A 23,804-nucleotide genomic window follows, 5' to 3' on the forward strand; every position below is an offset into this window, starting at 1 on the left:
CGGAGGAGCACAGCATGTCCAGATTCACCCAAACCTTACTGAGCACGGCATTGACCGTCGGTCTGCTCGGCAGCGGCCTGGCCTACGCCAAGGTCAGCCCCGAAGAAGCCGCCCGCCTGGGCCAGGACCTGACCCCGATGGGCGCCGAAAAGGCCGGCAACGCCGACGGCAGCATCCCGGCCTGGACCGGCAAATGGCGCGGTCTGCCACCGGGTCTCACGTTCGGTGGTGCAGGTACGCCGTACCCGGACCCCTATGCGTCTGAAAAACCCTTGTTCACCATCACCGCGCAGAACATGGGCCAGTACTCCGCCAACCTCACCGACGGCCAGAAAGCGTTGTTCAAGCGCTACCCGGACTCTTTCAAGATGCCGGTGTACCCGAGCCATCGCGACTTCCGTGTCGATCAGCTCACCGAAGACGGCATCAAGAAAAACGCCCTGAACGCGGAGCTCTCAAACGACGGCAACGACACCAGCAATGCCTTCGGTGCCTCGCCTTTCCCGATTCCGAAGAACGGCAACGAACTGATCCTCAACCACACCATGTCAGGGCGGTCCTTCACCGAAGAGGCCGTCTACCAACAGGCAGTGATCTATCCCGACAAAAATCGGGTGACGGAGAAGGTCGACTACAAGATCTTTTCGGTGTGGGCCGACCCCAAAAAGACCCTGGACACATCCGGTGGCATCCTCACGCACTTTTTGCTCACCACCCTGGAACCCGTGCGCAAGAAGGGTGAGATCGTCGTCGGTCACGAGTTCATCAATGCCACCGCCGAACCTCGGCAAGCCTGGCAATACTCCCCGGGTCAACGCCGCGTGCGCCGCGCGCCGACCGTCGGCTACGACTCGCCTAGCGGTGCGGGCGGCTTCCGGGTCTATGATGAAGATCGCTTGTTCAACGGCGCCCCGGATCGCTACAACTGGTCCATCGTCGGTAAAAAAGAGATCTACATTCCGTACAACAACTACAAGATCGACCAGCCTGACGTGAACATCGAACAGATCCTGTCCACCACCGGTCACATCAACCCGGATATCATGCGCTACGAGAAACACCGCGTGTGGATCGTGCAGGCCACGCTCAAGCCAAACGCACGGCACCTCTATGCCAAGCGTGTGCTCTACCTGGACGAGGACAGCTGGCAGGCCGCCCTGGCAGACAACTACGACAGCCGTGGGCAACTGTGGCGCACCAACATGCAAACCTCGATCTACGCCTATCACATCGAGCGTTTCCACTCCCGTCTGGGCATCTACCACGACCTGATCGCAGGCTCCTACCTGGTTGACCGCATGCTGGTCGATCAGAAACCGGCCAAGCTCAACGCCACCGCCTTCACCGAAGACGAATTCACCCCTGGCAACCTGCGCAAACTCGGCACCCGCTAAACTCACCGCGCCCCGACCGAATCATTCGGTCGGGGCGTTGTGCTTTGTAAAATCCGCTCCTTCCACGGAAGACTCCGCCATGAACAAACTCCTCACCGGCATCATCGCCATGGCCAGCGTTGGCCTGTCGCTGCAAGCCAACGCCCTGAACATCCTGCTGACCAACGACGATGGCTGCCGCGCACCCGGCATCGATGCGATGTACCGCGCCCTGACCGCCGCCGGGCACAAGGTCACGCTGGTCGGCCCGTTGAACGACAGTAGCGGCATCAGTGCTGCCAGCGTGGTCGTACCCGGCCAGGCCCTGGCGGTGACCGAACTGGCGCCAGGCCGGTTTTGTGTCGGGCCGCCAGAGGGCTACACCCCGCCCGCCGGCAAGACCTCCGCTATCGGCACGCCGGTGGATGCAGTCAACGTCGGCCTCGACGTGATCCTCAAGGATTCGCCGCCAGACCTGGTGGTGTCCGGCAGCAACTTTGGTGAAAACGTCGGCCCGCTGACGCAGATGTCCGGCACCCTCAACGCTGCAGTGCGCGCGATGTTCAAAGGGATTCCGGCGGTAGCGGTGTCCACCGGTATCGACATGGACCTGATCATTCGCGATCAGCAGGCGGGCTACCGCAAGACCCTCGGCGCCATGGACGACACGGCGCGCTTTGCCGTGAAAGTCATCGAACAGGCGAGTCTGGCCGGTACAGAAGCTAAACAGGCCTGCGCCAAGAACAAACATCAGTGTGATTTGAACGTGCTCGGCCTGCCGGGTGTCAGCGGCTTGAACCTCAACTACCCGCCCCTGAAACCCGCTGAAGTCAAAGGCGTGAGCTTTGCGCCGATCGGCAACTGGGATCGCGTGAACTTCACCTCACAACGCGGCGCCGACGGCGTGGTCCACGTCAACCTGGCCCCGCCGTCGACACCGACAGAAGTCCAGCAAAAGGCCGATGCCTATCAACTGTGGCAAGGCTACGCCGTGATCACCGTGATCGACGGCAACATGGCCGCGCCGCAGGCGATGCAGGATCAGGCGAAGGAGATGTTGCGCGGGATCAAGCCTTAAGCCAAAGCAGAACCTGAGGGTGTACGCAACATCTGTGAACAACCGAAATCATTGTGGGAGCGGGCTCGCCCGCGAAGAGGCCGGCACATTCGACATCGATGTCGCCTGACAGACCGCCATCGCGAGCAAGCTCGCTCCCACAGGGTTATCTGGTGTGCGCAACATCTGCGGCTATCCAAAAATCATTGTGGGAGCGAGCTTGCTCGCGATGAGGCCGGCACATTCAATATCAATGTCGCCTGACAGACCGCCATCGCGAGCAAGCTCGCTCCCACAGGGTTAGCGGGTGTACGCAATATCTGCGGCTATCCAAAAATCATTGTGGGAGCGAGCTTGCTCGCGATGGTGGCAACGCGGTTACGGATCAAACCCATATCGCGTCCCACAGCGGGTAATCGCCCAGCTTCTCCACCAATCCAGCACGTAACGGGTTGGCGACGACATATCGAGCAAGCTTTACCAGGTCCTCATCACGCCTCAACGCCCGATCATGATAGCCCTGCTGCCAAAGACTGCCTTTACGTCCGACGGACATGTTCACGGCCCGCGTACTCAATGATTTGGTTTTTTGCATCAGCTGACTGAGTGAGCACTGCTGCAGTTCGATCAACCAATGAAAATGATCGGGCATGACGACCCAGGCTAAAGAGTTCGCCCAGTATTGTTCCTGTGCATATTGAAATTGCTTGACGACCAGCCTGCCCAAACCGAAATCCTTGAAAACCGGTTCTCGATCCAGCGTATTGCTCGTCAGCAGGTAAATCCTGTTGGGTTCAGGATAGCGGCCTGTGCGCAGGCGGTGTGAGGCGGGTAAATCCGGCATTCCTTTGCCCTCTCCATGGTGAATTCAGGAGGAAAGCTAGACCGGTGGATGCTTAAGCGTTGGGTCAGCTTTTGACTGGATGTGACCAATCGATAGCCATCGCGAGCAAGCTCGCTCCCACAATGATTTCGGCTGCTCGCAGATATTGCATACACCCATTAACCCTGTGGGAGCGAGCTTGCTCGCGATGAGGCCGGCCCATTCAACATCAATGTCGCCTGACAGACCGCCATCGCGAGCAAGCTCGCTCCCACAGGGTTTTGTGTTGGCTTTAGATAGCCGGTTGAAACGGCACGAACTCCGTCACTTCCAGATCAAACCCGGACACGGCGGTGTACGGCACTGGCGAACTCATCAGGCGCATTTTACGCACATTCTGGTCGCGCAGGATCTGCGCGCCGATGCCCAGGGTCCGTTGCGGAAAATGTGGCGCCCGATGCTTGCCTCCACTGCGCTGACGCAGTTGTTCGAGCACGCCCTCGGCGGATTCCTTTTGCGCCAGCAGCACCAGCACACCGCTACCGGCCGCCGCGATACAGGCCAGCGAACGGTCCAGGGTCCACTGTTGCGGCCCGCCTTCGCTTTCACAGCCCAGCACATCACGCAACGTCTCGATGCTTTGCACCCGCACCAGCACTGGCTGACTGCTGTCGATCCGGCCCTTGACCAGCGCCAGGTGCAGCGAGCCCTGGTAGGTGTCCTGATAGGTGGTCACCTGGAACTCGCCGTGGCGAGTATGCAACGGATATTCGCCGCCGCGTTCGATCGTGCCTTCATGCAGGATGCGATAGTGGATCAGGTCGGCAATGGTGCCGATCCGCAAGCCATGCCGCTGGGCGAAGTCATGCAACTCGGCGCCACGGGCCAGCTCGCCGTCCTCGTTGAGAATGCCCACCAGGGTTGCCGCCGGTTGCAGCCCCGCCAGTCGCGTCAGATCGCAAGCGGCCTCGACATGACCGGCCCGCTGCATCACGCCACCGGGCAAGGCTTGCACCGGGAAGATATGCCCCGGTTGCACCAGGTCCGCCGGTACGCTGGCCGGGTCGACCGCCACCTGGATCGACCGCGCCCGGTCTGCCGCCGAGATACCCGTGGACACCCCGGTAGCGGCTTCGATCGAGCGGGTAAAACCCACGCCATGTTGCGCTCGGGAGTTGGGCACCATCAGGTCCAGGCCCAGCGCGCGGCAGCGCTGCTCGGTCAGGGCCAGGCAAATCAGCCCGCGCGCCTGCACCGCCATGAAGGTGACGGCCTCGGCCCCGGCCTGTTCGGCAGCCATCAGCAACGAGCCTTCGCCGTTGTGTTCGTCGTCGGTGATCACCACCATCCGACCGGCGCCGATGGCCTCGATCAGTTGCGGCACAGTGTTGAAAGCCAGGCCGCTCATTTGAGCGCCCCGCGCAGGTCGGCCGCCGCATCGGACAAGGACTGTGCCGCGCCTTCAACAAACGGCGCCATGCTGATAAAGCCGTGGATCATGCCGTCACAACGCTGGACGCGCACAGGCACTCCGGCCTCGCGCAAGCACTCGGCCATTGCCTCGCCTTCATCGCGCAATGGGTCGAATTCGGCGGTAATCAGGGTCGTTGGCGGCAACCCCGTCAGGCTCTCGGCGCGCAGTGGCGAGGCCAATGGATCATCCGCCTGCCCGACGTCTTGCAAATATTGTTGCCAGAACCAGCGCATCATCCCGGCGGAAAGCAGATAGCTCTCGGCGAAGTCTTCGAAGGACTGACTGTCGCAACCTGCGTCGGTAACGGGATAGAACAGGCACTGATAACTGATCTTCGGCCCCCGGCGCTGTACCGCCAACTGACTAACCGCCAGCGCCAGATTGCCCCCGGCGCTGTCCCCGGCCACGGCCAGCCGGCTGCCATCGACGCGCAGTTCAACCGCGTGCTCGACCAGCCAGCAGGTGGCCGCATAACAATCGAGAGGTGCCGCCGGGAACGGGTGTTCCGGGGCCAGTCGGTAAGCGACCGACACCACCACCGCCTCAGTCTGGCGGGCCAGCGAGCGGCAGAGATTGTCGTGGGTATCGAGATTGCCCATGACGAATCCGCCGCCATGGAAAAACACCAGCAATGGCAGATCAGGTTGTTCCGATGGCCGGTACAGCCGTGCGTCCAGTTCACCGTCCGCGCCGGCCACCCGCAAGTCGCGCACCTCGCTCATCGGTTCGCCAGGGATGGCCGGCAGCAGGTTGTCGGAGAACTGCCGGTATTGAGCGGCATCGACCTGGCTGAAATCGGGCTCCGGAATGTCGCGAAACTGCTGGAGAACCCCAGCGATCTGCTTATCGAGCGGCATGGGCATCGTCCTCTACGTCGGCCATTTGAAACTGCGGATTGGTCTCGCCCAGAATGCTTTGAACCCGACGCTCAAGGGCCGGCTTGAAACCCTTGTGGGGCAGGATCCAGAAGCGTTTTTGCGCGACGGCGGCGAACACTTGCGCGGCCAGCTCCGCCGGGGTCATGCCCTGGCGAACGGTGCTGTCGAGCAGTTGACTGAAGTCGGATCCGGCGGTGCCCACCACCTGGTTCGATGCCATGATTTCACTGGCCACTGGTCCCGGGCACAGCACCGAAACCGACACCGGCGCACCGAGCATGGCGAGTTCGTAATGCAGGGTTTCCGAGAGCGCGACCACGGCCTGCTTGGTCACGTTGTACGGTGCCATCAGCGGACTGCTGACCAGCCCGGCAAGGGACGCGGTGTTGATCACATGGGCCGCCCGGCCCTGGCTGAGCAACAGCGGCACAAAACTGCGAATGCCGTTGATCACGCCGTTGAGGTTGACGTCGAGCATGCGCTGCCATTGTGCCTCGGTGATTTCCCAGCTGAAGCCGGTTTGCATCACTCCGGCGTTGTTGAACAGCAGGTCGACCCCGCCAAAGTGCTCGACAGCCCGGTCACGCAAGCGCTCGACCTGCGTTACATCACCGACATCGGTGACGCAGGCAATCGCCTGCGCACCACGGGCCTGCAATTCGTCGCACAGGGCTTGCAGGCCCGCTGCATCCCGATCCGCCAGCACCAGGCGCATGCCCAGCGTCGCCGCGTGTTCGGCCAGGCCGCGGCCAATACCACCGGCGGCCCCGGTAATCACCGCTACCGGCCCTTGTTCATTACTCATCGCCAACTCCTGCCATGGGTCCAATGTCGCCAGTAGAGCGGGCCAGCCAAAAGCAGCCATCGTCCATTCAGACGATGCCCGCTTTTACAGGGGCGGCAGAATCCGTTACATGCGCCAAACCCGTGATCCCTTGGGAGAATAATAAGATGAGTACCCTGCACCGCATCGAAGCCAAACTGCTGGAAGACCGCTACGCCCGTGGCTGGCATTGCCTGGGCCTGGCCGCGCAATACCGCGACGGCAAGGCCCACCGCCTGGAGGTGTTCGGCACCCGTCTGGTGGCGTTCCAGGGTGAAGACGGCGATCTGCATATTCTTGATGGCTACTGCCCGCACATGGGCGCCGACCTGAGCACCGGTTGCGTCGAAGGCAACTCGATCCGCTGCCCGTTCCACGCCTGGCGCTGGGGCGCCGACGGCGTGTGCGATGACATCCCCTATGCCAAGCGCATCCCGCCACGGGCCAAAATCAAAAGCTGGCCGATCATGGAAGAAAACCAGCTGCTGTTCGTCTGGAACGACCCCGAAGGCAACCCGCCGCTGCCGGAACAACGCATTCCGCGCATCGACGCCTGCTATAACGACGAATGGGCGGCGTGGGAAGTCGCCGAGCTGCAGATTGGCACCAACTGCCGCGAACTGATCGACAACATCGCCGACATGGCGCACTTCGGTACCGTGCACGGCGCGCCGGTCGAAGAGTTCATCAACATTTTCCAGGGCCACCTGGCCACCCAGATCATGCGCGCCCGCAGTGAGCGCCTGTCCGGCGACAGCGTGCTGACCACCGAAGCCACCTATTTCGGCCCGGCCTATCAGATCACCGAAATGAACGGCGCCATGAACGGCCAGCCGATCCATTCGATCCTGCTCAACTGTCACGTACCGATCGACCTCGATAGCTTCACCCTGCGCTACGGCGTACTGGTGAAGAAGATCCCGGGGCTCAGCGAAGAGCAGAACCAGGCGATGGCCAAGGCCTACGTAGCGCAGGCGCAGGCAGCCTTCTACGAAGACGTGGCCATCTGGCACAGCAAGACCCGCGTCGACAACCCGCTGCTGTGTGACGGCGACGGTCCGGTCTATCAGTTGCGCCGTTGGTACGAGCAGTTCTACACCGACGTCCAGGCGCTGTCGGCGGACGTTGCCGAACACAAGAAGTTTGTCGTGCGCGCCAGCGAACGGGTCTGACGCCAGCGGCTTTTCGCCCGCCCCGGGCCTGATCGGCAGCCGCCTGTCAGGCCCTGAGCCCGAGCGTTGCAAGGAGTCGATACCGGCGCTTATTCTCGGCCACCGCCAACGCTAATAATAAAAACGGTTTTTCCCCATGCAGCAGAGCCTCAGCCTCGATACGTTCAGTGATTTGATCGGCAACCTCTATCAGGGGCCGCTGGAAACCATTCCCTGGGCGACTTTTCTCAATCAGCTCAATGTGCATCTGAACAGCAAGTACGTGACCTTCATCCTGCGTCCGCCCAGCGCCCACGTGGACGGCCTGATGGTCAACACCACCGGCACCTCGACCGAGGCGACCGCGTCGTACAACACACATTTTTTCAGCCTCGACCCGTTCGTCGACCTGCCCAACCGCCAGGTCGTGACCCTCGCCGAGTTCGTCTCCAATGACGACTGGCAGAATTCCGAGTTCTACAAGAACTTCCTTGAACCGGTGGACGTGTTCCACATCCTCGGTGCCGACATCAACACCGTCGACGGCGCCCAGTGCCGCATTCGTATCAGTCGCGGACGTGACGACAAGCCTTTCGGCAATGAAGAAAAGGCCATGCTCACGCATTTCATTGCGCACCTGGAACGTTCGATCAAGATCCACATGCAACTCAACCGCATCGAAGCCGAGCGCAATCTGTACGCCGGCGCGGTGAACCAGATGGCGGTCGGCACGATCATCCTCGACGAGTCCGGCAAGGTCCTGCAGACCAACCAGGTCGCCGACCGGCTGATCCAGGAAAAGGACGGCATCAAACTGGTCAACGATGGCCTGCAGGTCGGTACGGCCCGGGACACCCAGGAGTTCCGCCGACTGGTCAAGCAGTCGCTGCTGTCGCAAAAGAGCGGCAACCCGTCAGTGGTCGAGGCTCTGCGCGTACAGCGGCCGTCCGGCAAAGCGGATCTGGGGATCATCGTGCGCTCAGTGCCGCTGAGCGATTGGAGCGAAGGCAAACAGTGCCCCACGGTGGTGATTTTCATCAGCGACCCCGAGCAGCAGTCCACCGCACCCCAGGATATCGTCCGCGCACTGTTCGACTTCACCCCGGCGGAAACCCAGCTGGCGATGTTGCTGGCCAACGGCTTGACCCTCGACGAAGCGTCGGAAGAGCTGGGCATCAGCCGCAACACCTCCCGGGCACACCTGCGCTCGACCTTCTCCAAGACCGGCGTGACCCGCCAGACCATGCTGGTGCGCCTGATCCTGCGCAGCGTGGCGACACTCGGCTAACCCTCATTGCCGCCCTCGTCCGCTCGGACGATGGCGGCTCCCGTTGTACAGCGCACAGTGTCTTTATCCCAAACAGGGGACTGCCCCATGCGCAACTGCCCAACCATCCTCAAGACTGAACTGCTGGCGCAAAGCGGCCACTTTCAGATCGAAGCCCTGCACCTGCAATTCAGCAACGGCCAGCAGCGGGTCTACGAACGCCTGCGCGGCACCGGTTATCGCTCGGTGATGCTGGTGGCGATGCCCGATCCAGAGCATGTGCTGCTGGTGCGCGAATACGCGGTCGGAGTGGAGAAAACCATTCTTGGCCTGCCCAAGGGTGGCGCCGAGCCCGATGAAGACTATTTGCAGGCGGCGCAGCGCGAGCTGAGCGAAGAAGTCGGAATGCGCGCCGCCCGCCTCACCGAACTGGGCGAGCTGACGCTGGCACCGGGGCATTTGTGCCATCGCTACCGGGTGGTACTGGCCGAACAACTGAGCCCCTGCCAACTGCAAGGCGACGAACCCGAACCCCTGGAATGTCTGCGCGTACCTCTGGCGCAGATCCCCGAACTGGTGGCCCGTGGCGAACTGCACGAAGCCCGGGCGATTGCGGCGCTGTTCATGGCCATGGGCGCCCTTGCCCGACGCGGCTGACATCCCCCCAAAAAACCTGTGGACCACCCAAATCACTGTGGGAGCGAGCTTGCTCGCGATGAGGCCGGGACATCCAACATCTGTATCGCCTGACACTCCGTCATCGCGAGCAAGCTCGCTCCCACAGGTTTTGCGCAGGTTCTAATTCACCGAGTAGTCCATTCGGACGAAGCCATTCGCGAATCGCCGCCATAACCTGTCTCTACAACAATAAAACCGTGTCGAGACTCATCATGCGCAAAACTACTTGTGCTCTATTCATCATCCTCTGTGCGGGTGCTTCCACCAGTCTGTGCCAGCTGTTCAAGAACGAAGCCTACCGACCGACCACGGCCTACTTCAGCTGTTCGAGCACGGCGATCAATTGCTATCCGCCCGTGGTGCGCAATCTGCTGCCTTGAGCACGGTTTCCACCGGCCATAAAAAAACCACCGGTTCGGTGGTTTTTTCGTTGCCGTAAAACTCAGGTAGGCAGTACACCCCTGGCCCGCGACAAAGTCAGCGCCAGGTCTTCAATCATGTCTTCCTGACCACCCACCGTGCCGCGTCGGCCCAGCTCCACCAGCAGCTCGCGAGCAGCAATACCGTACTTCTGCTCAGCCCGCTTGGCGAACAGCAGGAACGAGCTGTAGACCCCGGCATAACCCAAAGTCAGGGCATCGCGGTCGAGGCGGATCGGCTGGTCCATCATCGGCACCACGAGGTCTTCGGCCACGTCCATGATCTTGTACAGATCCACGCCACTGTTGACGCCCATGCGCTCCAGCACCGCGACAAACACTTCCAGCGGTGTATTGCCCGCCCCGGCGCCAAGACCTGCAACCGAACCGTCGATGCGCGCAGCACCGGCCTCGATGGCGGCCAGGGAGTTGGCGATGGCCATGCCCATGTTGTGGTGGCCGTGGAAACCGACTTCGGTCCCGGCGTTCAGGCCGGCACGCAGGGCCCCGATCTTTTGCGTCACTTCATCGGGCAGCATGTAGCCGGCCGAGTCGGTGCAGTAGATGCAATTGGCGCCGTAGCTTTCCATCAGGCGCGCCTGCTCCAGCAGCTTCTCCGGGCTGACCATGTGCGCCATCATCAGGAAGCCGACGGTGTCCAGGCCCATCTTCGCTGACATGCCGATGTGCTGGCCGGACACGTCCGCTTCGGTGCAGTGGGTCGCCACACGAATGGTCGACACGCCGTGTTCATGAGCCATCTTCAGATGGTCGAGGGTACCGATCCCCGGCAATAACAGGGCCGAGACCTTGGCCTGTTTCATCTGCGGAATCACCGCGGAGAAATACTCCTCGTCGCTGTGGGCCGGGAAACCGTAGTTCAGCGAAGCACCGCCCAGGCCATCGCCGTGGGTGATTTCGATCAGCGGCACACCGGCCGCATCGAGGCCGGTGGCCACCGAGACCATTTGTTCGATACTGATCTGGTGCTGTTTGGCGTGCATGCCGTCGCGCAGGCTCATGTCGTGCAGACGGACGCTCTTACCTTGCAAATTCATCGGGATTCTCCACTCAACGGGCAGGCAGTTGCAGGGTGCCCTTGTGGGCTTCTTCGGCGAACATCTCGGCGGTGCGCAATCCGGCGGCGGTCATGATGTCGAGGTTGCCGGCGGACTTGGGCAGGAAATCGCCGAGGCCTTCGACCTCGATGAAAATCGACACTTTGCGTCCGTCGAACACCGGCCCGTTGATCAGCTTGTAGCCCGGCACATAACGCTGAACTTCGCGGACCATCTCCAGTACCGAGGTGCGGATCGCATCCTGGATCGGCTCGTCATCGGTCAGGCAGTGGATGGTGTCGCGCATCATCAACGGCGGCTCGGCCGGGTTGATCACGATGATCGCCTTGCCGCGACGGGCGCCGCCGATCTTCTCCACTGCGCCGGCGGTGGTGCGGGTGAATTCGTCGATGTTCTGCCGCGTGCCCGGGCCTACCGAACCGGAGGACACCGTGGCGACGATTTCGCCGTAGCTCACCGGTTGCACCCGCGACACCGCCGCCACCATCGGGATGGTCGCCTGGCCGCCGCAGGTGACCATGTTGACGTTCATCGCCAGGCTCGACGCGTGCTCCTTGAGGTTGACCGGGGGCACGCAGAACGGGCCGATGGCCGCCGGCGTGAGGTCGATCATGATCACGCCGAGCTCGTTGAGCTTGCGGCTGTTTTCCGCGTGCACGTAAGCCGAGGTGGCGTCGAAGGCGATGCGAATATCATCGTCGAGCACGTGGGGCAGCAAGCCGTCGACACCACCGGCGGTGGTTTTGATGCCCATTTCCCGGGCACGTTTCAGGCCTTCGGATTCAGGGTCGACGCCGACCATCCACACCGGCTCGATCCATTGCGATCGGCACATTTTCATCAGCAGATCGGTGCCGATGTTGCCCGGGCCGATAATGGCCGCTCTGAGTTTTTTGCTCATTGGGTCAAACTCCAAAAGTCAGGCGCAGAAAGACACCCGGGCACTGCCCAGGCCATCAATGGTCAGTTCAAAACGGTCGCCGGCACGGGCCGGTTCCAGCGGCACCAGAGAGCCGGACAGAATGATTTCCCCGGCCTTGAACGGAATGCCGAAGGCACCGAGGGTGTTGGCCAGCCAGGCCACGGCGGTCAGCGGATTGCCCTGCACCGCCGAGCCCAGGCCTTCGCTCAGGGGTTCACCGTTCTTGAACACGCGCATACGCAAGTTGGGCAGGTCCAGCTCGCGGGGGTCGACCTTGCTGTCGCCCAGCACGAATACGCCGCAGGAGGCGTTGTCTGCGACCGTGTCCTGGATGCGGATGCGCCAGTCGTGAATCCGCGAGTCGACGATCTCGAAGCACGGCATCACGTATTCGGTGGCGGCCAGCACGTCGGCTTCGGTGATGCCGGGGCCGACCAGATCATGCTTGAGCTTGAAGGCGATCTCGCCCTCGGCCCGGGGCTGGATCAGCTTGTTGGCGGACAGGGAAATTCGTGCATCGTCATCGAACGACATCTGCCGCGTGATGAAGCCGAAATCCGGCTGATGCACGTTGAGCATCTGCTGGACCGCCGCCGAGGTCACGCCGATTTTTTTGCCGACGATCTGGTCACCGGCCGCCACCCGACGCTCAATGGCATACAGGGAAATGTGATAGGCGTCTTCGATGCTGATCGACGGCCAACGCTCGGTCAGCGGCGCCAGGGTGGAGCCGCTGAGCAGCGCCTGATAAAGCTCTTCGCCGAACTCACGGCGCAATTGCACGCTCATCCGCGGGCCTCCTGAAGAAACGCCAGGCACTGGCTATTGAAAAAGTCACGGTGCTCGACCTGGACCCAATGCCCGCACTCGCTGAGCATCACGAAACGGATTTTGCTGCAGTGTTCAAGCATGGTCTGGGCACCGGAAGACGGGCAGAACTTGTCGTTCATGCCCCAGAAACCGAGGATCGGGCACTGCAACTCGCCCAGGCGCGACGTCATGTTCGGCACCTGCATGGTCGACAGCACGCACACCGGTTGCTGTTGCACCACGGCCACGCGCTCGTTGACCGTTTCGTCGCTGATCAGGCTTTCATCGAACAGTTGCAGGGCCAACAGGCGACGCATGCCCGCCGCATTGTTCAGTTCACCTTTGGCGAAAGCCGCACCCATTTTCTGGATGCCTTCCATCTGCAGGTAATACTGTTCCTTTTCCATCAGGCCACCGGGCGCCATCAGCACCAGACGGCTGACACGCTGCGGTTGGTCGAGGGCCAGTTTGATCGCGATCGCGCCGCCCAGGGAGTTGCCGACCAGTACGCAGCGCTGGATGTCCAGGGCGTCGAGCAGACCGCTCAGGGCTGCGACAAAGAAGTCCAGGGTGTAGAGGGTGTCGGGTTTGTCCGAAGCGCCGTAGCCCGGCAGGTCCGGGACGATCACCCGGTAACCGGCCTCGGCAAACACCGGGTAGTTCTGCTTGAAGTTGCTGTGACCGCTGGCACCCGGCCCGCTGCCATGGATGAAAATCACCGGCTCGCCGTTGCCGGTGTCTTTGTAGTGCAGCTGCAAACCATCCGGCAGCGTAACGAAGTGCCCTTGCGCTGAAGCGCCCATAAGGTGTCCTCCCGGCCTGTTGTTGTAGCGGGATTATTCCGAGGGGCCGGGTCGCCAACATCGTCCGACAGGACTACCTAGTCCCTTTGGACGTTGGCCTGTCGGGGTTGCAGACCTAGCATCGACGGCATTCCCGAGCGACAAAAAGAGAATCCCCATGCTTGATCCGATGGACTTTCGCGGCAAAGTGGTACTGGTCACCGGCGGTGGCAAAGGTGTGGGGCGCGGCATCAGCCAGCGCTTCCTCGACTGCGGCGCCGAGGTGGTGATCTGCGGGCGCGAAGCACCACAGACCTTACCTGCCAGCGCCGGGCGCGAGGCGCTGTTCCTGCCCTGTGATCTGCGGGATGTCGAGCAGTCCGGGCGTTTGATCGCACACATCGTCGAGCGCTTCGGCCGCCTCGATGTACTGGTCAACAACGCCGGTGGCTCACCGAATGCCGACGCGGCCACCGCCTCGCCGCGTTTCAGCGAGGCAATCATCCGTTTGAACCTGATCGCGCCACTGAACCTCTGCCAGCAGGCCAACCAGGTGATGCAAGCCCAGGCCGAGGGCGGTGCGATCATCAACATCTGCAGCGTCAGTGCCACCCGCCCTTCCCCCGGCACCGCCGCTTATGGCGCGGCCAAGGCCGGCCTGCTGAACCTGACCACTTCGCTGGCGGTGGAATGGGCGCCGAAGGTGCGGGTCAACGCAGTGACTGCCGGGCTGATTCTCACCGAGCAGGCGGCCATGCATTATGGTGACGACGCGGGCATTGCCCGGGTGGCGGCGACCATCCCGTTGCAACGCCTGGCGACCCCGGAGGACATTGGCGACACCTGCCTGTACCTGGCTTCGAAGCTGGCCCGTTACGTCAGCGGCGCGGATATCGCAGTGCATGGCGCGGGTGAACGCCCGGCGTTTCTCGGCGCGGCCCAATCCCATTCATAAGAGGACTTTCGACATGCCCGTAGCCAGCCACAGTGTATTGCTGAACCTCACGCCACAAGCCGCCTGGGCCAAACTGCGCGACCTGAGCCTCGCCCCGCACTATGTGCCGGGCCTGACCGGTTGCCAGTTTCATCCCGGTGCAACGGAGGGTGTCGGCGCCAGTCGCCGGGTGTTGCGCAAGGGCGGTCAGTATCTGGATGAAAGCGTGGTGCAGTGGCGCGAAGGCACGGGGTTCGTGCTGCGGTTGCACAAGGGTGGCAATGACTCGCCCTTTCCGTTTCGCGAGGCGAGTTTCAGTTATGCCTTGCAAGCCGAAGGCAATGGGACTCGCATCACCCTGCAAATGCGATACAGCCTGCGCGGCGGCAGGCTGTTTGAAAGGTTGCTGGCCAAGGCCTTCAACAAGGTCGTGCAGCAGATTGCCGAGAACCTCAAGGCTTACTACGAAACCGGCCGAACGCAGAATCCGGATATGGCTGTCAGCATATCCAACATCAATGTTGCCTGACACGCCGCCTTCGCGAGCAGGCTCGCTCCTACAAGGGGGGATTGGGTTGTACGCTAATGGCAGGTTCACCACAAAAAAACTGTGGGAGCGAGCTTGCTCGCGAAGGGGCCGGCACATTCAACATCAATGTTGCCTGACATGCCGCCATCGCGAGCAAGCTCGCTCCCACAGGGGGGATGGGGTTGGGCCACCTCTGGAGTGAGCGGCCCTCAGGAACGCGCCACTTCCGAGTGAGCGCGGAAGCAGGTGCTGACAATCTTCCATTGCCCGGCGATACGCTGGTAACGGTCCTGATAGAAGCCACCCAACTGCCGCGTCGCCCCGCTCTCGCCATCCAGGTTGAAATACCACAGGGCCCAACGGCCCTGGGCCTGATCCTCGTTCAGCACCTCGATTTCCGGGTTGGCGCCGTGATGCAGGTCGATCACCCGCTCATGGCAGGCCAGTTCGCGGTACAGCGCGACAAAACTGTCGCGCTCACGAAAGATCCCCAGCGGCCCGTAATCGATCAGCACTTCACCTTCGGCAAAGCAGTCGGCAATCACCTCGACCTGCTTGAGATCGCAGGCGTTGAGGTAGCGATGCTTGAGCTGGCGGATGTCCTCCAGCGCTTCCAGGCGGGCGATTCGCTGCTCCAGATTCATGCTGCACCTCGCGCAGTTACGTTAACTTCACTCCAGTAGGCTTTCATCGAGCGGATCTTGCCGTCGGCATCGAACTCCATCACGTCGATCACATGCAGCGAGCACGGTTGCCCGCCCCACTCCATGTCGACCCGGAACGGCATCGCGCCGCAACCGTTGAGCGTCGCGCGCACCGGGCCGGTCTGGGTTGCCGAGACCTTCATCGCCCCCAGTCCTTCACGGTAAAAGCGCGCGATGGCGTCGATGCCCTGCAACGGCGCCTGGCCGACCGGGTCTTCAACGGTGGCGTCTTTGGCGTAGAGTGCGAGGATGCCCTCGATGTCGCTGGTATCCACCAGCTCCACATAACGTGCCATGGTCGTCTGGATATGTTGTGCGCTGATCATTCAGACCACCTCGAATAGAGCAGCAGCGCCCATGCCGCCACCGATGCACATGCTCACCACTACATAGCGCAAACCGCGACGCTGGCCTTCGACCAACGCGTGGCCGACCATCCGCGCCCCGGACATGCCGAACGGATGGCCGATGGAGATTGCCCCGCCGTTGACGTTCAGGCGCTCGGCCGGAATACCCAGGGTGTCGCGGCAGTACAGCACCTGACAGGCGAACGCTTCGTTCAACTCCCAGAGGCCGATGTGGTCCATGGTCAGGCCGTGGCGCTTGAGCAGTTTGGGGATGGCGTACACCGGGCCGATGCCCATCTCGTCGGAATTGCAGCCGGCGACAGCCATGCCGCGATAGATCCCCAGCGGTTCCAGGCCACGTTTCTCGGCCATTTTCGCGCTCATCAACACCGAGGCCGACGCACCGTCGGACAACTGCGAGGCATTACCCGCGGTGATGAAACGACCCTTGTCGCTCCACTGACCGCCCGGCCACACCGGCTCCAGCGCCTTCAGGCTCTGGAGGGTGGTGTCGATGCGGTTGCACTCGTCGCGCAGCAAGGTGACGGTTTCATAACGGGTTTCGCCGGTGGCCTTGTCGAACAGTGCCTTGCGGCTGGCCAGCGGCGCCAGTTCCCGGTCGAAGCGCCCGGCGCTCTGGGCCTGTGCGGTACGCAACTGGCTCTGGTAGCTGTATTCGTCCTGCTCGTCGCGGGAGATGCCGTAGCGCGCGGAGACGATCTCGGCGGTTTCGATCATCGGGATATAGGCGTGCGGGTCCAGCTCGATCACCGAACCCGATTGATTGCGATACAGGTTCTTATGTTTGTTCTGCACCAGGGAAATCGACTCCAGGCCACCGGCCACGGCGATGTCGATTTCGTCGCACATGATGCCTTTGGCGGCCATGGCGATACTCATCAGGCCCGAAGAGCACTGGCGCTCGACGGCCATCCCGGCAACCGACGTTGGCAAGCCGCCGGCAATCGCGCACAGGCGGCCCAGGTTATAGGACTGCGTGCCCTGCTGCGCCGCGGCGCCGATGATCACGTCGTCCACTTCACCCGGCTCGATGCCGGCACGACGCACGGCTTCGCGCACCACGTGGCCGCCCAGATGCGGCGCTTCGGTGTCATTGAACGCACCGCGAAAGGCTTTGCCGATCGGAGTGCGGGCGGTCGAAACGATGACGGCTTCTTTCATGCTGGATTCCTCGAAAATGCTGTTGAAGGTCAGGCCGGGTAATAGCGGCTGATGGTGTCGACCACGACGCCTGGACGTTCCTCGCCGTCGATTTCGACGCTGACGCGGATGGTCGCCTGCACGCCGCCTTTCACTTCCTCGACCGCGATCAGTTGCGCACTGCCGCGCACCCGGGAGCCGACGCGCACCACCGAGGGGAAGCGCACCCGCTCACAGCCGTAATTGACGCCCATGGCCAAGCCACGGACTTCGACGATCTGCGGCAGGAACAGATTGACCAGCGACAGGCTCAGGTAACCATGGGCAATGCAGGTGCCAAACGGGCCGCTGGCGGCCTTGAGCGGATCGACGTGAATCCACTGGTGATCGCCGGTGGCGTCGGCAAACAGATTGATTCGGGCCTGATCCAGCAGCAGCCATTCGCTGACGCCGAGCTCCTGGCCCACGGCGTCGAACAAGGCCATCGGCGTGTCGAAAATACGTGGCATGGTCACGCCCTCTGGCTGGACACCGACAACACTTCGCCGGTCATGTAGGAGCTGTAGTCGCTGGCCAGGAACATCATCACGTTGGCCACTTCCCAGACTTCGGCGGCGCGGCCGAACGCTTCGTTGGCGGCCAGTTGATCGAGCACCGCCTGGGGCGCGGATTTGCGCAGGAAATCGTGCAGGGCAATGCTCGGGCTGACCGCGTTGATGCGGATGCCGTAGTCGGCGGCCTCGACCGCTGCGCAGCGGGTCAGCGCCATCACGCCAGCCTTGGCGGCGGCGTAGTGCGCCTGTTCTTTCTGCGCGCGCCAACCCAGCACCGAGGCGTTGTTGACGATCACTCCGGCACGTCGCTCCATCATTTTCGGCAGCATGGCGCGGGTCATGCGCATGGTGCCGGTGAGCGTCACGTCGATGACCCGATTCCACTCTTCGTCGGCCATGTCCACCAGCAAGCGCGAGCCGCCAAGCCCGGCGTTGTTGATTAGCACATCGACGCCTTGCAGTTCACGTTCGGCGCAGGCGACCAGCTGCTGCACCTGGGCTTCGTCGGCGACGTTGCAGACCTGGCCGAACACCTGTTGCAGCCCGGTGGTTTCACGAATCTTCAGCACCGCTTCGGCCAACCGGCCTTCATGGATATCGCTGATCATCAGCGCGCGGCAGCCTTCTTCGGCAGCGCGCACGGCGGCGGAAAAACCGATCCCGGCGCCTGCGGCGGCGGTGATCAGTACCGACTTGCCGCGCAGCAGGCCGCGACCTTCAACATATTGAGGTACAGACATGAACTCTCTCCTTTCAGGCGCGCGGACGCGGCTCTTTGGGCATGCCCAAGGCACGCTCGGCGATGATGTTGCGCTGGATTTCGTTGCTGCCGCCGTAGAGGGTGTCGGCGCGGCTGAACAGGTACAGCGACTGCAAACGGGTCAGTTGGTAAGGTCCGGCTTCGAGCAATTCCGCCTCGGCGCCGAGGACGTCCATCGCCAACTTGCCGAGGCTGGCGTGCCAGGTCGACCAGAACAGCTTGTAGATGGTCGCCTCCTTGCGCAGCGAACCGTCCTGGCTACCCGAGAGCATGCGCAGCGAGTTGTAGCGCATGATCCGCAACCCGCTCCAGGCTTCGGCCAGGCGCTGACGCAGGATCGGATCGCGGTCGGCGCCATTGGACTTGGCGATGGCGATGATTTCGTTGAGCTCGTTCTGGAACTGCATCTGCTGGCCGAGGGTCGACACACCCCGCTCGAAACCCAGCAGCGCCATGGCGATCTTCCAGCCTTCGCCCGGCGCGCCGATGATGTTGGTGGCGTCGGTGCGGGCATCGTCGAAGAACACTTCGTTGAATTCCGAGGTGCCGGTGAGCTGCTCGATCGGTCGTACGGTGATTTCCGTCTGGGCCATCGGCACCAGCAGGAACGACAGACCGCGATGGCCGACGCTGCCCGGTTCGGTTCGGGCGATGACAAAGCACCAGTCCGATTCATGGGCCAGGGACGTCCAGACTTTCTGGCCATTGATAATCCAACTGCCGGTGGTTTCATCCAGCGTTGCGCGGGTCTTGACGTTGGCCAGGTCAGAACCGGCGCCCGGCTCTGAATAGCCCTGGCACCAGAACGACGTACCGCTGACGATCCCCGGCAAAAAACGCTGTTGCTGTTCGACCGTGCCGAACGCGGCAATGGTCGGCCCGGCCAGGCCTTCGCCGATATGACCCATGCGGCCGGGGCCGCCGGCGCGGGCGTATTCTTCGTTGAAGATCACCTGCTGGGTGATCGACAGGCCGCGTCCGCCATGCTCCGGCGCCCAGCCGACGCAGGTCCAGCCGCCTTCGGCGAGTTTGCGCTCCCAGGCTTTGCGCTCTTCGGGAAACATGTGTTCGTCGCCCGGACCGCCGCGAAAACGCAGGGCCTCGAACTCTCCGCAGAGGTTGGCGCTCATCCAGTCGGCCACTTCCCGGCGGAAGCGCTCGTCCTGCTCGCTGAAACTGATTTTCATGGCTGCTCTCCCAGAATCACCGAAGCAATGCGCTCGCGATGCCAGGCCGGTAGCCCGAGGAAACTCTCGCTGGCGCGGGCGCGCTTGAAGTAGAGGTGAGGGTCGTATTCCCAGGTGAAACCGACACCGCCATGCAACTGGATCGATTCGGACGCGCAATGGAAATAGGTCTCGGAGCACTGTGCCTTGGCCAGTGCCGCCGCCAGCGGCAGTTCGGCCGCGACCTGGGGATCACCCTGGGGATCGAGGACTTCCTGGGCCACGCACGCGGCGTAGTAACTGGCCGAGCGGGCGCATTCGACTTGCAGCATCATGTCGGCGGCGCGGTGTTTGAGAGCCTGGAAACTGGCGATCGGGCGACCGAACTGCTGGCGCTCCTGCATGTAGGCCACGCTGAGGTCGAGCACCTGCTGCGCGCCGCCGGTCTGCTCAGCGGCCAGGCCGATGCAGGCCAGTTGCAGGACGCGCTCAAGGTGCGACCAGCCGTTCCCGAACTCACCCAGCAGGCAGTCGGTTTCAAGGTACAGGCCCTTGAGCTGGATCCGCGCCTGGCGCCGGGTCTGGTCCATGGTCGGCAGCATTTGCCGTTCGATGCCTGCGCGTACGGCGTTTACGGCAAACAGGCTGATGCCCTTTTCGCCAGTGGTTCCGGGTTGGCGTGCGGCAATGATCAACAGGTCGGCGCCATGGCCGTCGAGCACATGCTTGAGGGTGCCGTCGAGGACGAACCCGTCGCCTTCGGCCACCACCGTTGCCTGGACATCGTCGGCCGACCAGCCGTTGGCACTGCTGAACGCCAGCGTTGCGGTCACGCTGCCGTCGGCAATCGACGGCAACCAGCGCTGCTTCTGTTCATCATTGGCGGCCAGCAACAGCGCGGGCGTGGCCATGCAGGCGGTGGCGAAAAACGGCGAGCACAGCAAACGCCGGCCCATCTGTTCCAGCAGGATCGTCAGCTCGACAAAGCCGAGGCCCAGGCCACCATAGGTTTCGGGGATATGAATGGCCGGCCAGTACATTTCCTGGCACAGACGCTGCCAGAGGGCTTCGTCGAAACCCCGTTCGCTGACCATTGCCGCACGCACGGCGGCGGAATCCGAGACATCGGCGAGGAAACCCTCGGCCGATGCGCGGATCATTTCCTGTTCGTCGCTGAATGCAAACTCCATCGCGGCGCCTTCTGCTCGTTTGGCGGGGCGCGCGTGGCGCAACACCCCTTTGAGCATGAAGTTTGGCGCCAGCAGGACGCGGCAGAATCGTTAGCCTTGCCTAGTCCGAACGGGCGATGTCAAAGTGCGCTTACGCAAGTGAAAAACATGAATCGGCTAAGGATGCAGAACCATGAGCACTGAGCAAGAGACGACTTTCGACGAGCCGCGGCTCAACAGTACGGAAATCCGCATTCTGGGTTCGCTGATCGAGAAACAGGCCACCAGCCCGGAAACCTATCCCCTGACCCTCAATGCCCTGGTGATTGCCTGCAACCAGAAAACCAGCCGCGAGCCGGTGATGAACCTGACACCGGGCCAGGTCGGCCAGAGCCTGCGCGCCCTCGAAGGACGCGGCTTCGCCAGACTGGTGATGGGCAGCCGCGCCGACCGCTGGGAACACAAGGTCGACAAGGCCCTGGAACTGGTGCCGGCGCAGGTCATCCTGTCCGGGCTGATGTTTCTGCGCGGCCCGCAGACCGTCAATGAACTGCTGACCCGCAGCGGCCGCATGCATGAGTTCGAAGATGCCGAACAGGTTGTGCATCAACTTGAACGCCTGATTGCCCGGGGTTTGGCGGTGCTGATTCCGCGTCAGGCTGGCCAGCGCGAAGACCGATACACCCACGCCCTTGGCGACCCGGCGGATATCGAAGCGATCATGGCGGCACGGCAAAACCCAGCCGAACGGAGCAGCGGCGGGGTTTCGGTTGAACGGATCGAAGAACTGGAAACGCGGATTGCGGCGCTGGAAGAGCGGCTGGCTCGACTTGAATAACCTGGATGATTGCCCGACACAAAACCTGTGGGTCCTAGACTGACTGGCATGTGCGATAGACACAAAACCTGTGGGAGCGAGCCTGCTCGCGATGGCGGACTCTCAGTCACATCATTGCCGGATGGGCCGACGCTATCGCGAGCAAGCTCGCTCCCACAGTGGGTCGTGGACTGGCTTGGCATTGGCGCCCGACACAAAACCTGTGGGAGCTTGCTCGCGATGGCGGACGGTCAGTCACATCATTGCCGGATGGGCCGACCACAGTGGGTTGTGGGCTGGCATGGCATTGGTGCCCGACACAAAACCTGTGGGAGCGAGCTTGCTCGCGATGGCGGACTCTCAGTCACATCATTTCCCAAAATGGGTCGTGGACTGACCTGGCATTGGTTACCGCCCCCAGTTGCTGACCGACTCGGGCCAGGCGCTGTTGATAGCACCCGGCGGTTTCACCGCTCGGCGCAAACGCTTCGGGCAGCGGTTCAAGTTCGACTGAATTCAGATTGAGAATAGGGGGATGCATGGACACCTCCTAGCTGCGGGCAAACGCCACTGCCTTCTGGAATTGCTCGTCTGTCGGCCGTACACCGGTATAGAGCACAAATTGCTCCAGTGCCTGGATCGCAATCACTTCCAGCCCGGTGATGACCCGCTTGCCTTCGGCACGAGCACGCACGATCAGCGGTGTTTCCGAGGGAATCGCCACAACATCGAAGACAGTGTCCGCTTTTTCGATCACGTCCGGTTCAAAGGCCAGTTGATCGGCCTCCGGTCCTCCCGTCATGCCGATCGGGGTGACGTTGACCAGCATTTGCGGGCGACGACTCCCCAACTCTGCCTGCCACTCATACCCCAACGACTGCGCCAGCGCCTGCCCGGCGCGCTCATTGCGGGCTACGATCAGGCCGCTTTCATAGCCGCCATCGCGCAAGGCACTCGCCACGGCCTTGGCCATGCCGCCGCTGCCGCGCAAGGCAAAGGTCGAGTCCTTCGGCACCTGGTGTTTTTCCAGCAACTGGGCCACGGCGATGTAATCGGTGTTGTAGGCCTTGAGATGTCCGTCGGTGTTGACGATGGTGTTGATCGATTGAATGGCGGCGGCAGACGCGTCGAGTTCATCCACCAGGGCAATGCAGGCTTCCTTGAACGGCATCGACACGCCACAGCCACGAATCCGCAGGGCGCGAATGCCGGCAACGGCACCCGTCAGGTCCTGGCTGGCAAAGGCCTTGTAGTAAAAGTTCAGGCCAAGCTGTTCATACAGATGATTGTGAAAACGCAGACCAAAGTTCCCGGGGCGTCCTGAAAGGGACATGCACAACTGGGTGTCTTTGTTGGGGTTCATCTGCATGGGAAAGCTCCTTCAAATGCACTTTTCGGATGGACGGGATTAGCCCTCCATCGGGTTCTGATCGATCATATAAGTGTGTTAACGCGGGCTTACACGGGTCGGTAAGAAAGTCGGTACAGACCTTACACAAAATTTACCTCGCGGCCGTGCTGTTTTTCAGAAAAACGCTGTCTTAGAAGTATCCCCGCGACAATCCTTGGGTCTATTGCAGACACAAGCGCCGGGCTGAAGAACCGAGGAACTATCATGATCCGTAAAGTCCCCACAGTAGCCTTGCTGATCGGCGCCCTCGCTATCGCAGGACAGGCGCAAGCCGGTGGTGGTAATGACGCGGCGGTATTTGGAGCGATCGTCGGTACTGCCATCGTCGGCTCGGCTCTGATCAACGCCAACCGCCCGGTTTATGTTGCGCCGCAACCGGTCTACTACCAGCCCGCGCCGGTTTATTACGCACCACCGCCTCCGGTTTACTACCAGCCGGCCCCGGTCTACGTGCAACAACCGATCTACTACCGCCCGGCCCCGGTTTACTACGGCCCACCCCGTGGTTACTACGGTCCACCCCGTGGTTACTACGGCCCGCCACGCGGCTACTACGGCCCTCGCCACGGCCGCTGGTAACGAACTCATCCAGCCCCGCTGAAACAGCGGGGCTTTTTTATGCCCGTTTGTCGATGCAGGTCTGGATAAATCTCGCCAAGGTCGCTATCGGGACAGTGCCCGCGGCAGAAATGGGCAAGATGGACTCGACCCGATTT

The 23,804-nt window shown here is 62.1% G+C and carries 26 protein-coding genes and 1 pseudogene; 10 read left to right on the top strand and 17 right to left on the bottom strand.

Annotated features, from left to right (window positions below; all coding sequences use genetic code 11):
• Positions 1 to 14: 14 nt before the first annotated feature.
• Positions 15 to 1,394, top strand: coding sequence for a DUF1329 domain-containing protein (locus AC3IT9_RS19775; protein ID WP_150753067.1), 1,380 nt, complete (start codon positions 15 to 17; stop codon positions 1,392 to 1,394).
• 79 nt (positions 1,395 to 1,473) lie between these two features.
• The gene (gene surE / locus AC3IT9_RS19780; RefSeq protein WP_353741255.1) at positions 1,474 to 2,451 is read left to right on the top strand and encodes a 5'/3'-nucleotidase SurE; all 978 of its coding nucleotides are present in this window, start codon (positions 1,474 to 1,476) and stop codon (positions 2,449 to 2,451) included.
• A gap of 364 nt (positions 2,452 to 2,815) precedes the next feature.
• Here surE and AC3IT9_RS19785 read toward each other — a convergent pair whose 3' ends face one another.
• The 4 genes from AC3IT9_RS19785 to AC3IT9_RS19800 form a co-directional block, all read right to left on the bottom strand.
• Positions 2,816 to 3,274, bottom strand: a complete 459-nt coding sequence (locus AC3IT9_RS19785) for an REP-associated tyrosine transposase (protein ID WP_150753069.1) — start codon at positions 3,272 to 3,274, stop codon at positions 2,816 to 2,818.
• A 271-nt stretch (positions 3,275 to 3,545) separates the two neighbouring features.
• Complete coding sequence (locus AC3IT9_RS19790) at positions 3,546 to 4,661, bottom strand: 3,4-dihydroxy-2-butanone-4-phosphate synthase (protein ID WP_489270799.1); 1,116 nt, start codon at positions 4,659 to 4,661, stop codon at positions 3,546 to 3,548.
• A complete protein-coding gene (locus tag AC3IT9_RS19795; RefSeq protein WP_150753071.1) occupies positions 4,658 to 5,584 on the bottom strand; it encodes an alpha/beta hydrolase in 927 nt (308 codons plus the stop codon). The genes AC3IT9_RS19790 and AC3IT9_RS19795 overlap by 4 nt, the downstream gene beginning before the upstream one ends.
• Positions 5,571 to 6,410: an SDR family NAD(P)-dependent oxidoreductase gene (locus AC3IT9_RS19800; RefSeq protein ID WP_489270800.1), complete on the bottom strand. Its 840-nt coding sequence runs from the start codon at positions 6,408 to 6,410 to the stop codon at positions 5,571 to 5,573. The genes AC3IT9_RS19795 and AC3IT9_RS19800 overlap by 14 nt, the downstream gene beginning before the upstream one ends.
• A gap of 146 nt (positions 6,411 to 6,556) precedes the next feature.
• Here AC3IT9_RS19800 and AC3IT9_RS19805 point away from each other — a divergent pair, with 146 nt between their 5' ends.
• From AC3IT9_RS19805 to AC3IT9_RS19820, 4 genes are all read left to right on the top strand, one after another.
• Entirely contained in the window at positions 6,557 to 7,600 is a 1,044-nt protein-coding gene (locus AC3IT9_RS19805) for a 3-ketosteroid-9-alpha-monooxygenase, oxygenase component (protein WP_150725842.1), read from the top strand.
• 136 nt (positions 7,601 to 7,736) lie between these two features.
• On the top strand, positions 7,737 to 8,867 hold the full coding sequence (locus AC3IT9_RS19810) for a helix-turn-helix transcriptional regulator (RefSeq protein ID WP_353741257.1): 1,131 nt from the start codon (positions 7,737 to 7,739) through the stop codon (positions 8,865 to 8,867).
• An 87-nt stretch (positions 8,868 to 8,954) separates the two neighbouring features.
• Positions 8,955 to 9,503 carry an ADP compounds hydrolase NudE gene (gene nudE / locus AC3IT9_RS19815; RefSeq protein WP_150759523.1) on the top strand — a complete coding sequence of 183 codons (549 nt, stop codon included), beginning with the start codon at positions 8,955 to 8,957 and terminating at the stop codon, positions 9,501 to 9,503.
• A 233-nt stretch (positions 9,504 to 9,736) separates the two neighbouring features.
• Entirely contained in the window at positions 9,737 to 9,904 is a 168-nt protein-coding gene (locus tag AC3IT9_RS19820; RefSeq protein WP_185754840.1) for a hypothetical protein, read from the top strand.
• A 62-nt stretch (positions 9,905 to 9,966) separates the two neighbouring features.
• Here AC3IT9_RS19820 and dmpG read toward each other — a convergent pair whose 3' ends face one another.
• Genes dmpG through AC3IT9_RS19840 form a run of 4 tightly spaced genes read right to left on the bottom strand, consistent with a single transcriptional unit; the run spans position 9,967 to position 13,557 of the window.
• Positions 9,967 to 11,001 (bottom strand): 4-hydroxy-2-oxovalerate aldolase, encoded by a 1,035-nt coding sequence (gene dmpG / locus AC3IT9_RS19825; protein WP_056722414.1) that lies wholly within the window; start codon positions 10,999 to 11,001, stop codon positions 9,967 to 9,969.
• A gap of 13 nt (positions 11,002 to 11,014) precedes the next feature.
• On the bottom strand, positions 11,015 to 11,923 hold the full coding sequence (locus tag AC3IT9_RS19830; RefSeq protein ID WP_489270801.1) for an acetaldehyde dehydrogenase (acetylating): 909 nt from the start codon (positions 11,921 to 11,923) through the stop codon (positions 11,015 to 11,017).
• A gap of 18 nt (positions 11,924 to 11,941) precedes the next feature.
• A complete protein-coding gene (locus AC3IT9_RS19835; protein WP_056722418.1) occupies positions 11,942 to 12,733 on the bottom strand; it encodes a fumarylacetoacetate hydrolase family protein in 792 nt (263 codons plus the stop codon).
• Positions 12,730 to 13,557, bottom strand: a complete 828-nt coding sequence (locus AC3IT9_RS19840; protein ID WP_489270802.1) for an alpha/beta fold hydrolase — start codon at positions 13,555 to 13,557, stop codon at positions 12,730 to 12,732. Before AC3IT9_RS19840 ends, AC3IT9_RS19835 begins: the two co-directional genes overlap by 4 nt.
• Before the next feature lie 157 nt (positions 13,558 to 13,714).
• Between AC3IT9_RS19840 and AC3IT9_RS19845 the strand changes: the two genes are divergently transcribed.
• Complete coding sequence (locus tag AC3IT9_RS19845) at positions 13,715 to 14,491, top strand: SDR family oxidoreductase (RefSeq protein WP_489270803.1); 777 nt, start codon at positions 13,715 to 13,717, stop codon at positions 14,489 to 14,491.
• Positions 14,492 to 14,504: 13 nt separating this feature from the next.
• The gene (locus AC3IT9_RS19850; protein WP_489270804.1) at positions 14,505 to 14,999 is read left to right on the top strand and encodes an SRPBCC family protein; all 495 of its coding nucleotides are present in this window, start codon (positions 14,505 to 14,507) and stop codon (positions 14,997 to 14,999) included.
• Between the two features lie 209 nt (positions 15,000 to 15,208).
• Here the strand turns inward: AC3IT9_RS19850 and AC3IT9_RS19855 are convergent, their stop codons facing one another.
• Genes AC3IT9_RS19855 through AC3IT9_RS19885 form a run of 7 tightly spaced genes read right to left on the bottom strand, consistent with a single transcriptional unit; the run spans position 15,209 to position 20,881 of the window.
• Entirely contained in the window at positions 15,209 to 15,643 is a 435-nt protein-coding gene (locus tag AC3IT9_RS19855; RefSeq protein ID WP_489270805.1) for a nuclear transport factor 2 family protein, read from the bottom strand.
• A complete protein-coding gene (locus AC3IT9_RS19860) occupies positions 15,640 to 16,029 on the bottom strand; it encodes a steroid Delta-isomerase (protein WP_489270806.1) in 390 nt (129 codons plus the stop codon). Before AC3IT9_RS19860 ends, AC3IT9_RS19855 begins: the two co-directional genes overlap by 4 nt.
• The gene (locus AC3IT9_RS19865; protein ID WP_489270807.1) at positions 16,030 to 17,232 is read right to left on the bottom strand and encodes an acetyl-CoA C-acyltransferase; all 1,203 of its coding nucleotides are present in this window, start codon (positions 17,230 to 17,232) and stop codon (positions 16,030 to 16,032) included.
• 29 nt (positions 17,233 to 17,261) lie between these two features.
• A complete protein-coding gene (locus tag AC3IT9_RS19870) occupies positions 17,262 to 17,720 on the bottom strand; it encodes a MaoC family dehydratase (RefSeq protein WP_489270808.1) in 459 nt (152 codons plus the stop codon).
• A 2-nt stretch (positions 17,721 to 17,722) separates the two neighbouring features.
• Positions 17,723 to 18,505 (bottom strand): SDR family oxidoreductase, encoded by a 783-nt coding sequence (locus tag AC3IT9_RS19875; RefSeq protein ID WP_489270809.1) that lies wholly within the window; start codon positions 18,503 to 18,505, stop codon positions 17,723 to 17,725.
• Between the two features lie 13 nt (positions 18,506 to 18,518).
• On the bottom strand, positions 18,519 to 19,712 hold the full coding sequence (locus AC3IT9_RS19880) for an acyl-CoA dehydrogenase family protein (RefSeq protein ID WP_489270810.1): 1,194 nt from the start codon (positions 19,710 to 19,712) through the stop codon (positions 18,519 to 18,521).
• The gene (locus AC3IT9_RS19885; RefSeq protein WP_489270812.1) at positions 19,709 to 20,881 is read right to left on the bottom strand and encodes an acyl-CoA dehydrogenase family protein; all 1,173 of its coding nucleotides are present in this window, start codon (positions 20,879 to 20,881) and stop codon (positions 19,709 to 19,711) included. The genes AC3IT9_RS19880 and AC3IT9_RS19885 overlap by 4 nt, the downstream gene beginning before the upstream one ends.
• 172 nt (positions 20,882 to 21,053) lie before the next feature.
• Between AC3IT9_RS19885 and AC3IT9_RS19890 the strand changes: the two genes are divergently transcribed.
• Positions 21,054 to 21,698 carry a YceH family protein gene (locus AC3IT9_RS19890; RefSeq protein WP_150753083.1) on the top strand — a complete coding sequence of 215 codons (645 nt, stop codon included), beginning with the start codon at positions 21,054 to 21,056 and terminating at the stop codon, positions 21,696 to 21,698.
• Between the two features lie 391 nt (positions 21,699 to 22,089).
• Here the strand turns inward: AC3IT9_RS19890 and AC3IT9_RS19895 are convergent.
• Together AC3IT9_RS19895 and AC3IT9_RS19900 are read right to left on the bottom strand one after the other, a co-directional pair.
• Positions 22,090 to 22,218 (bottom strand): annotated as a pseudogene (locus AC3IT9_RS19895) (cupin domain-containing protein); the annotation flags it as partial.
• Positions 22,219 to 22,227: 9 nt separating this feature from the next.
• Positions 22,228 to 23,046, bottom strand: a complete 819-nt coding sequence (locus tag AC3IT9_RS19900; protein WP_489270813.1) for a shikimate 5-dehydrogenase — start codon at positions 23,044 to 23,046, stop codon at positions 22,228 to 22,230.
• A gap of 246 nt (positions 23,047 to 23,292) precedes the next feature.
• On the opposite strand from AC3IT9_RS19900, the gene AC3IT9_RS19905 reads away from it, so the two are divergent.
• A complete protein-coding gene (locus AC3IT9_RS19905; protein ID WP_150725825.1) occupies positions 23,293 to 23,667 on the top strand; it encodes a hypothetical protein in 375 nt (124 codons plus the stop codon).
• The last annotated feature ends 137 nt before the right edge of the window (positions 23,668 to 23,804 follow it).

This window comes from Pseudomonas sp. KH_046_1, from assembly GCF_057839025.1.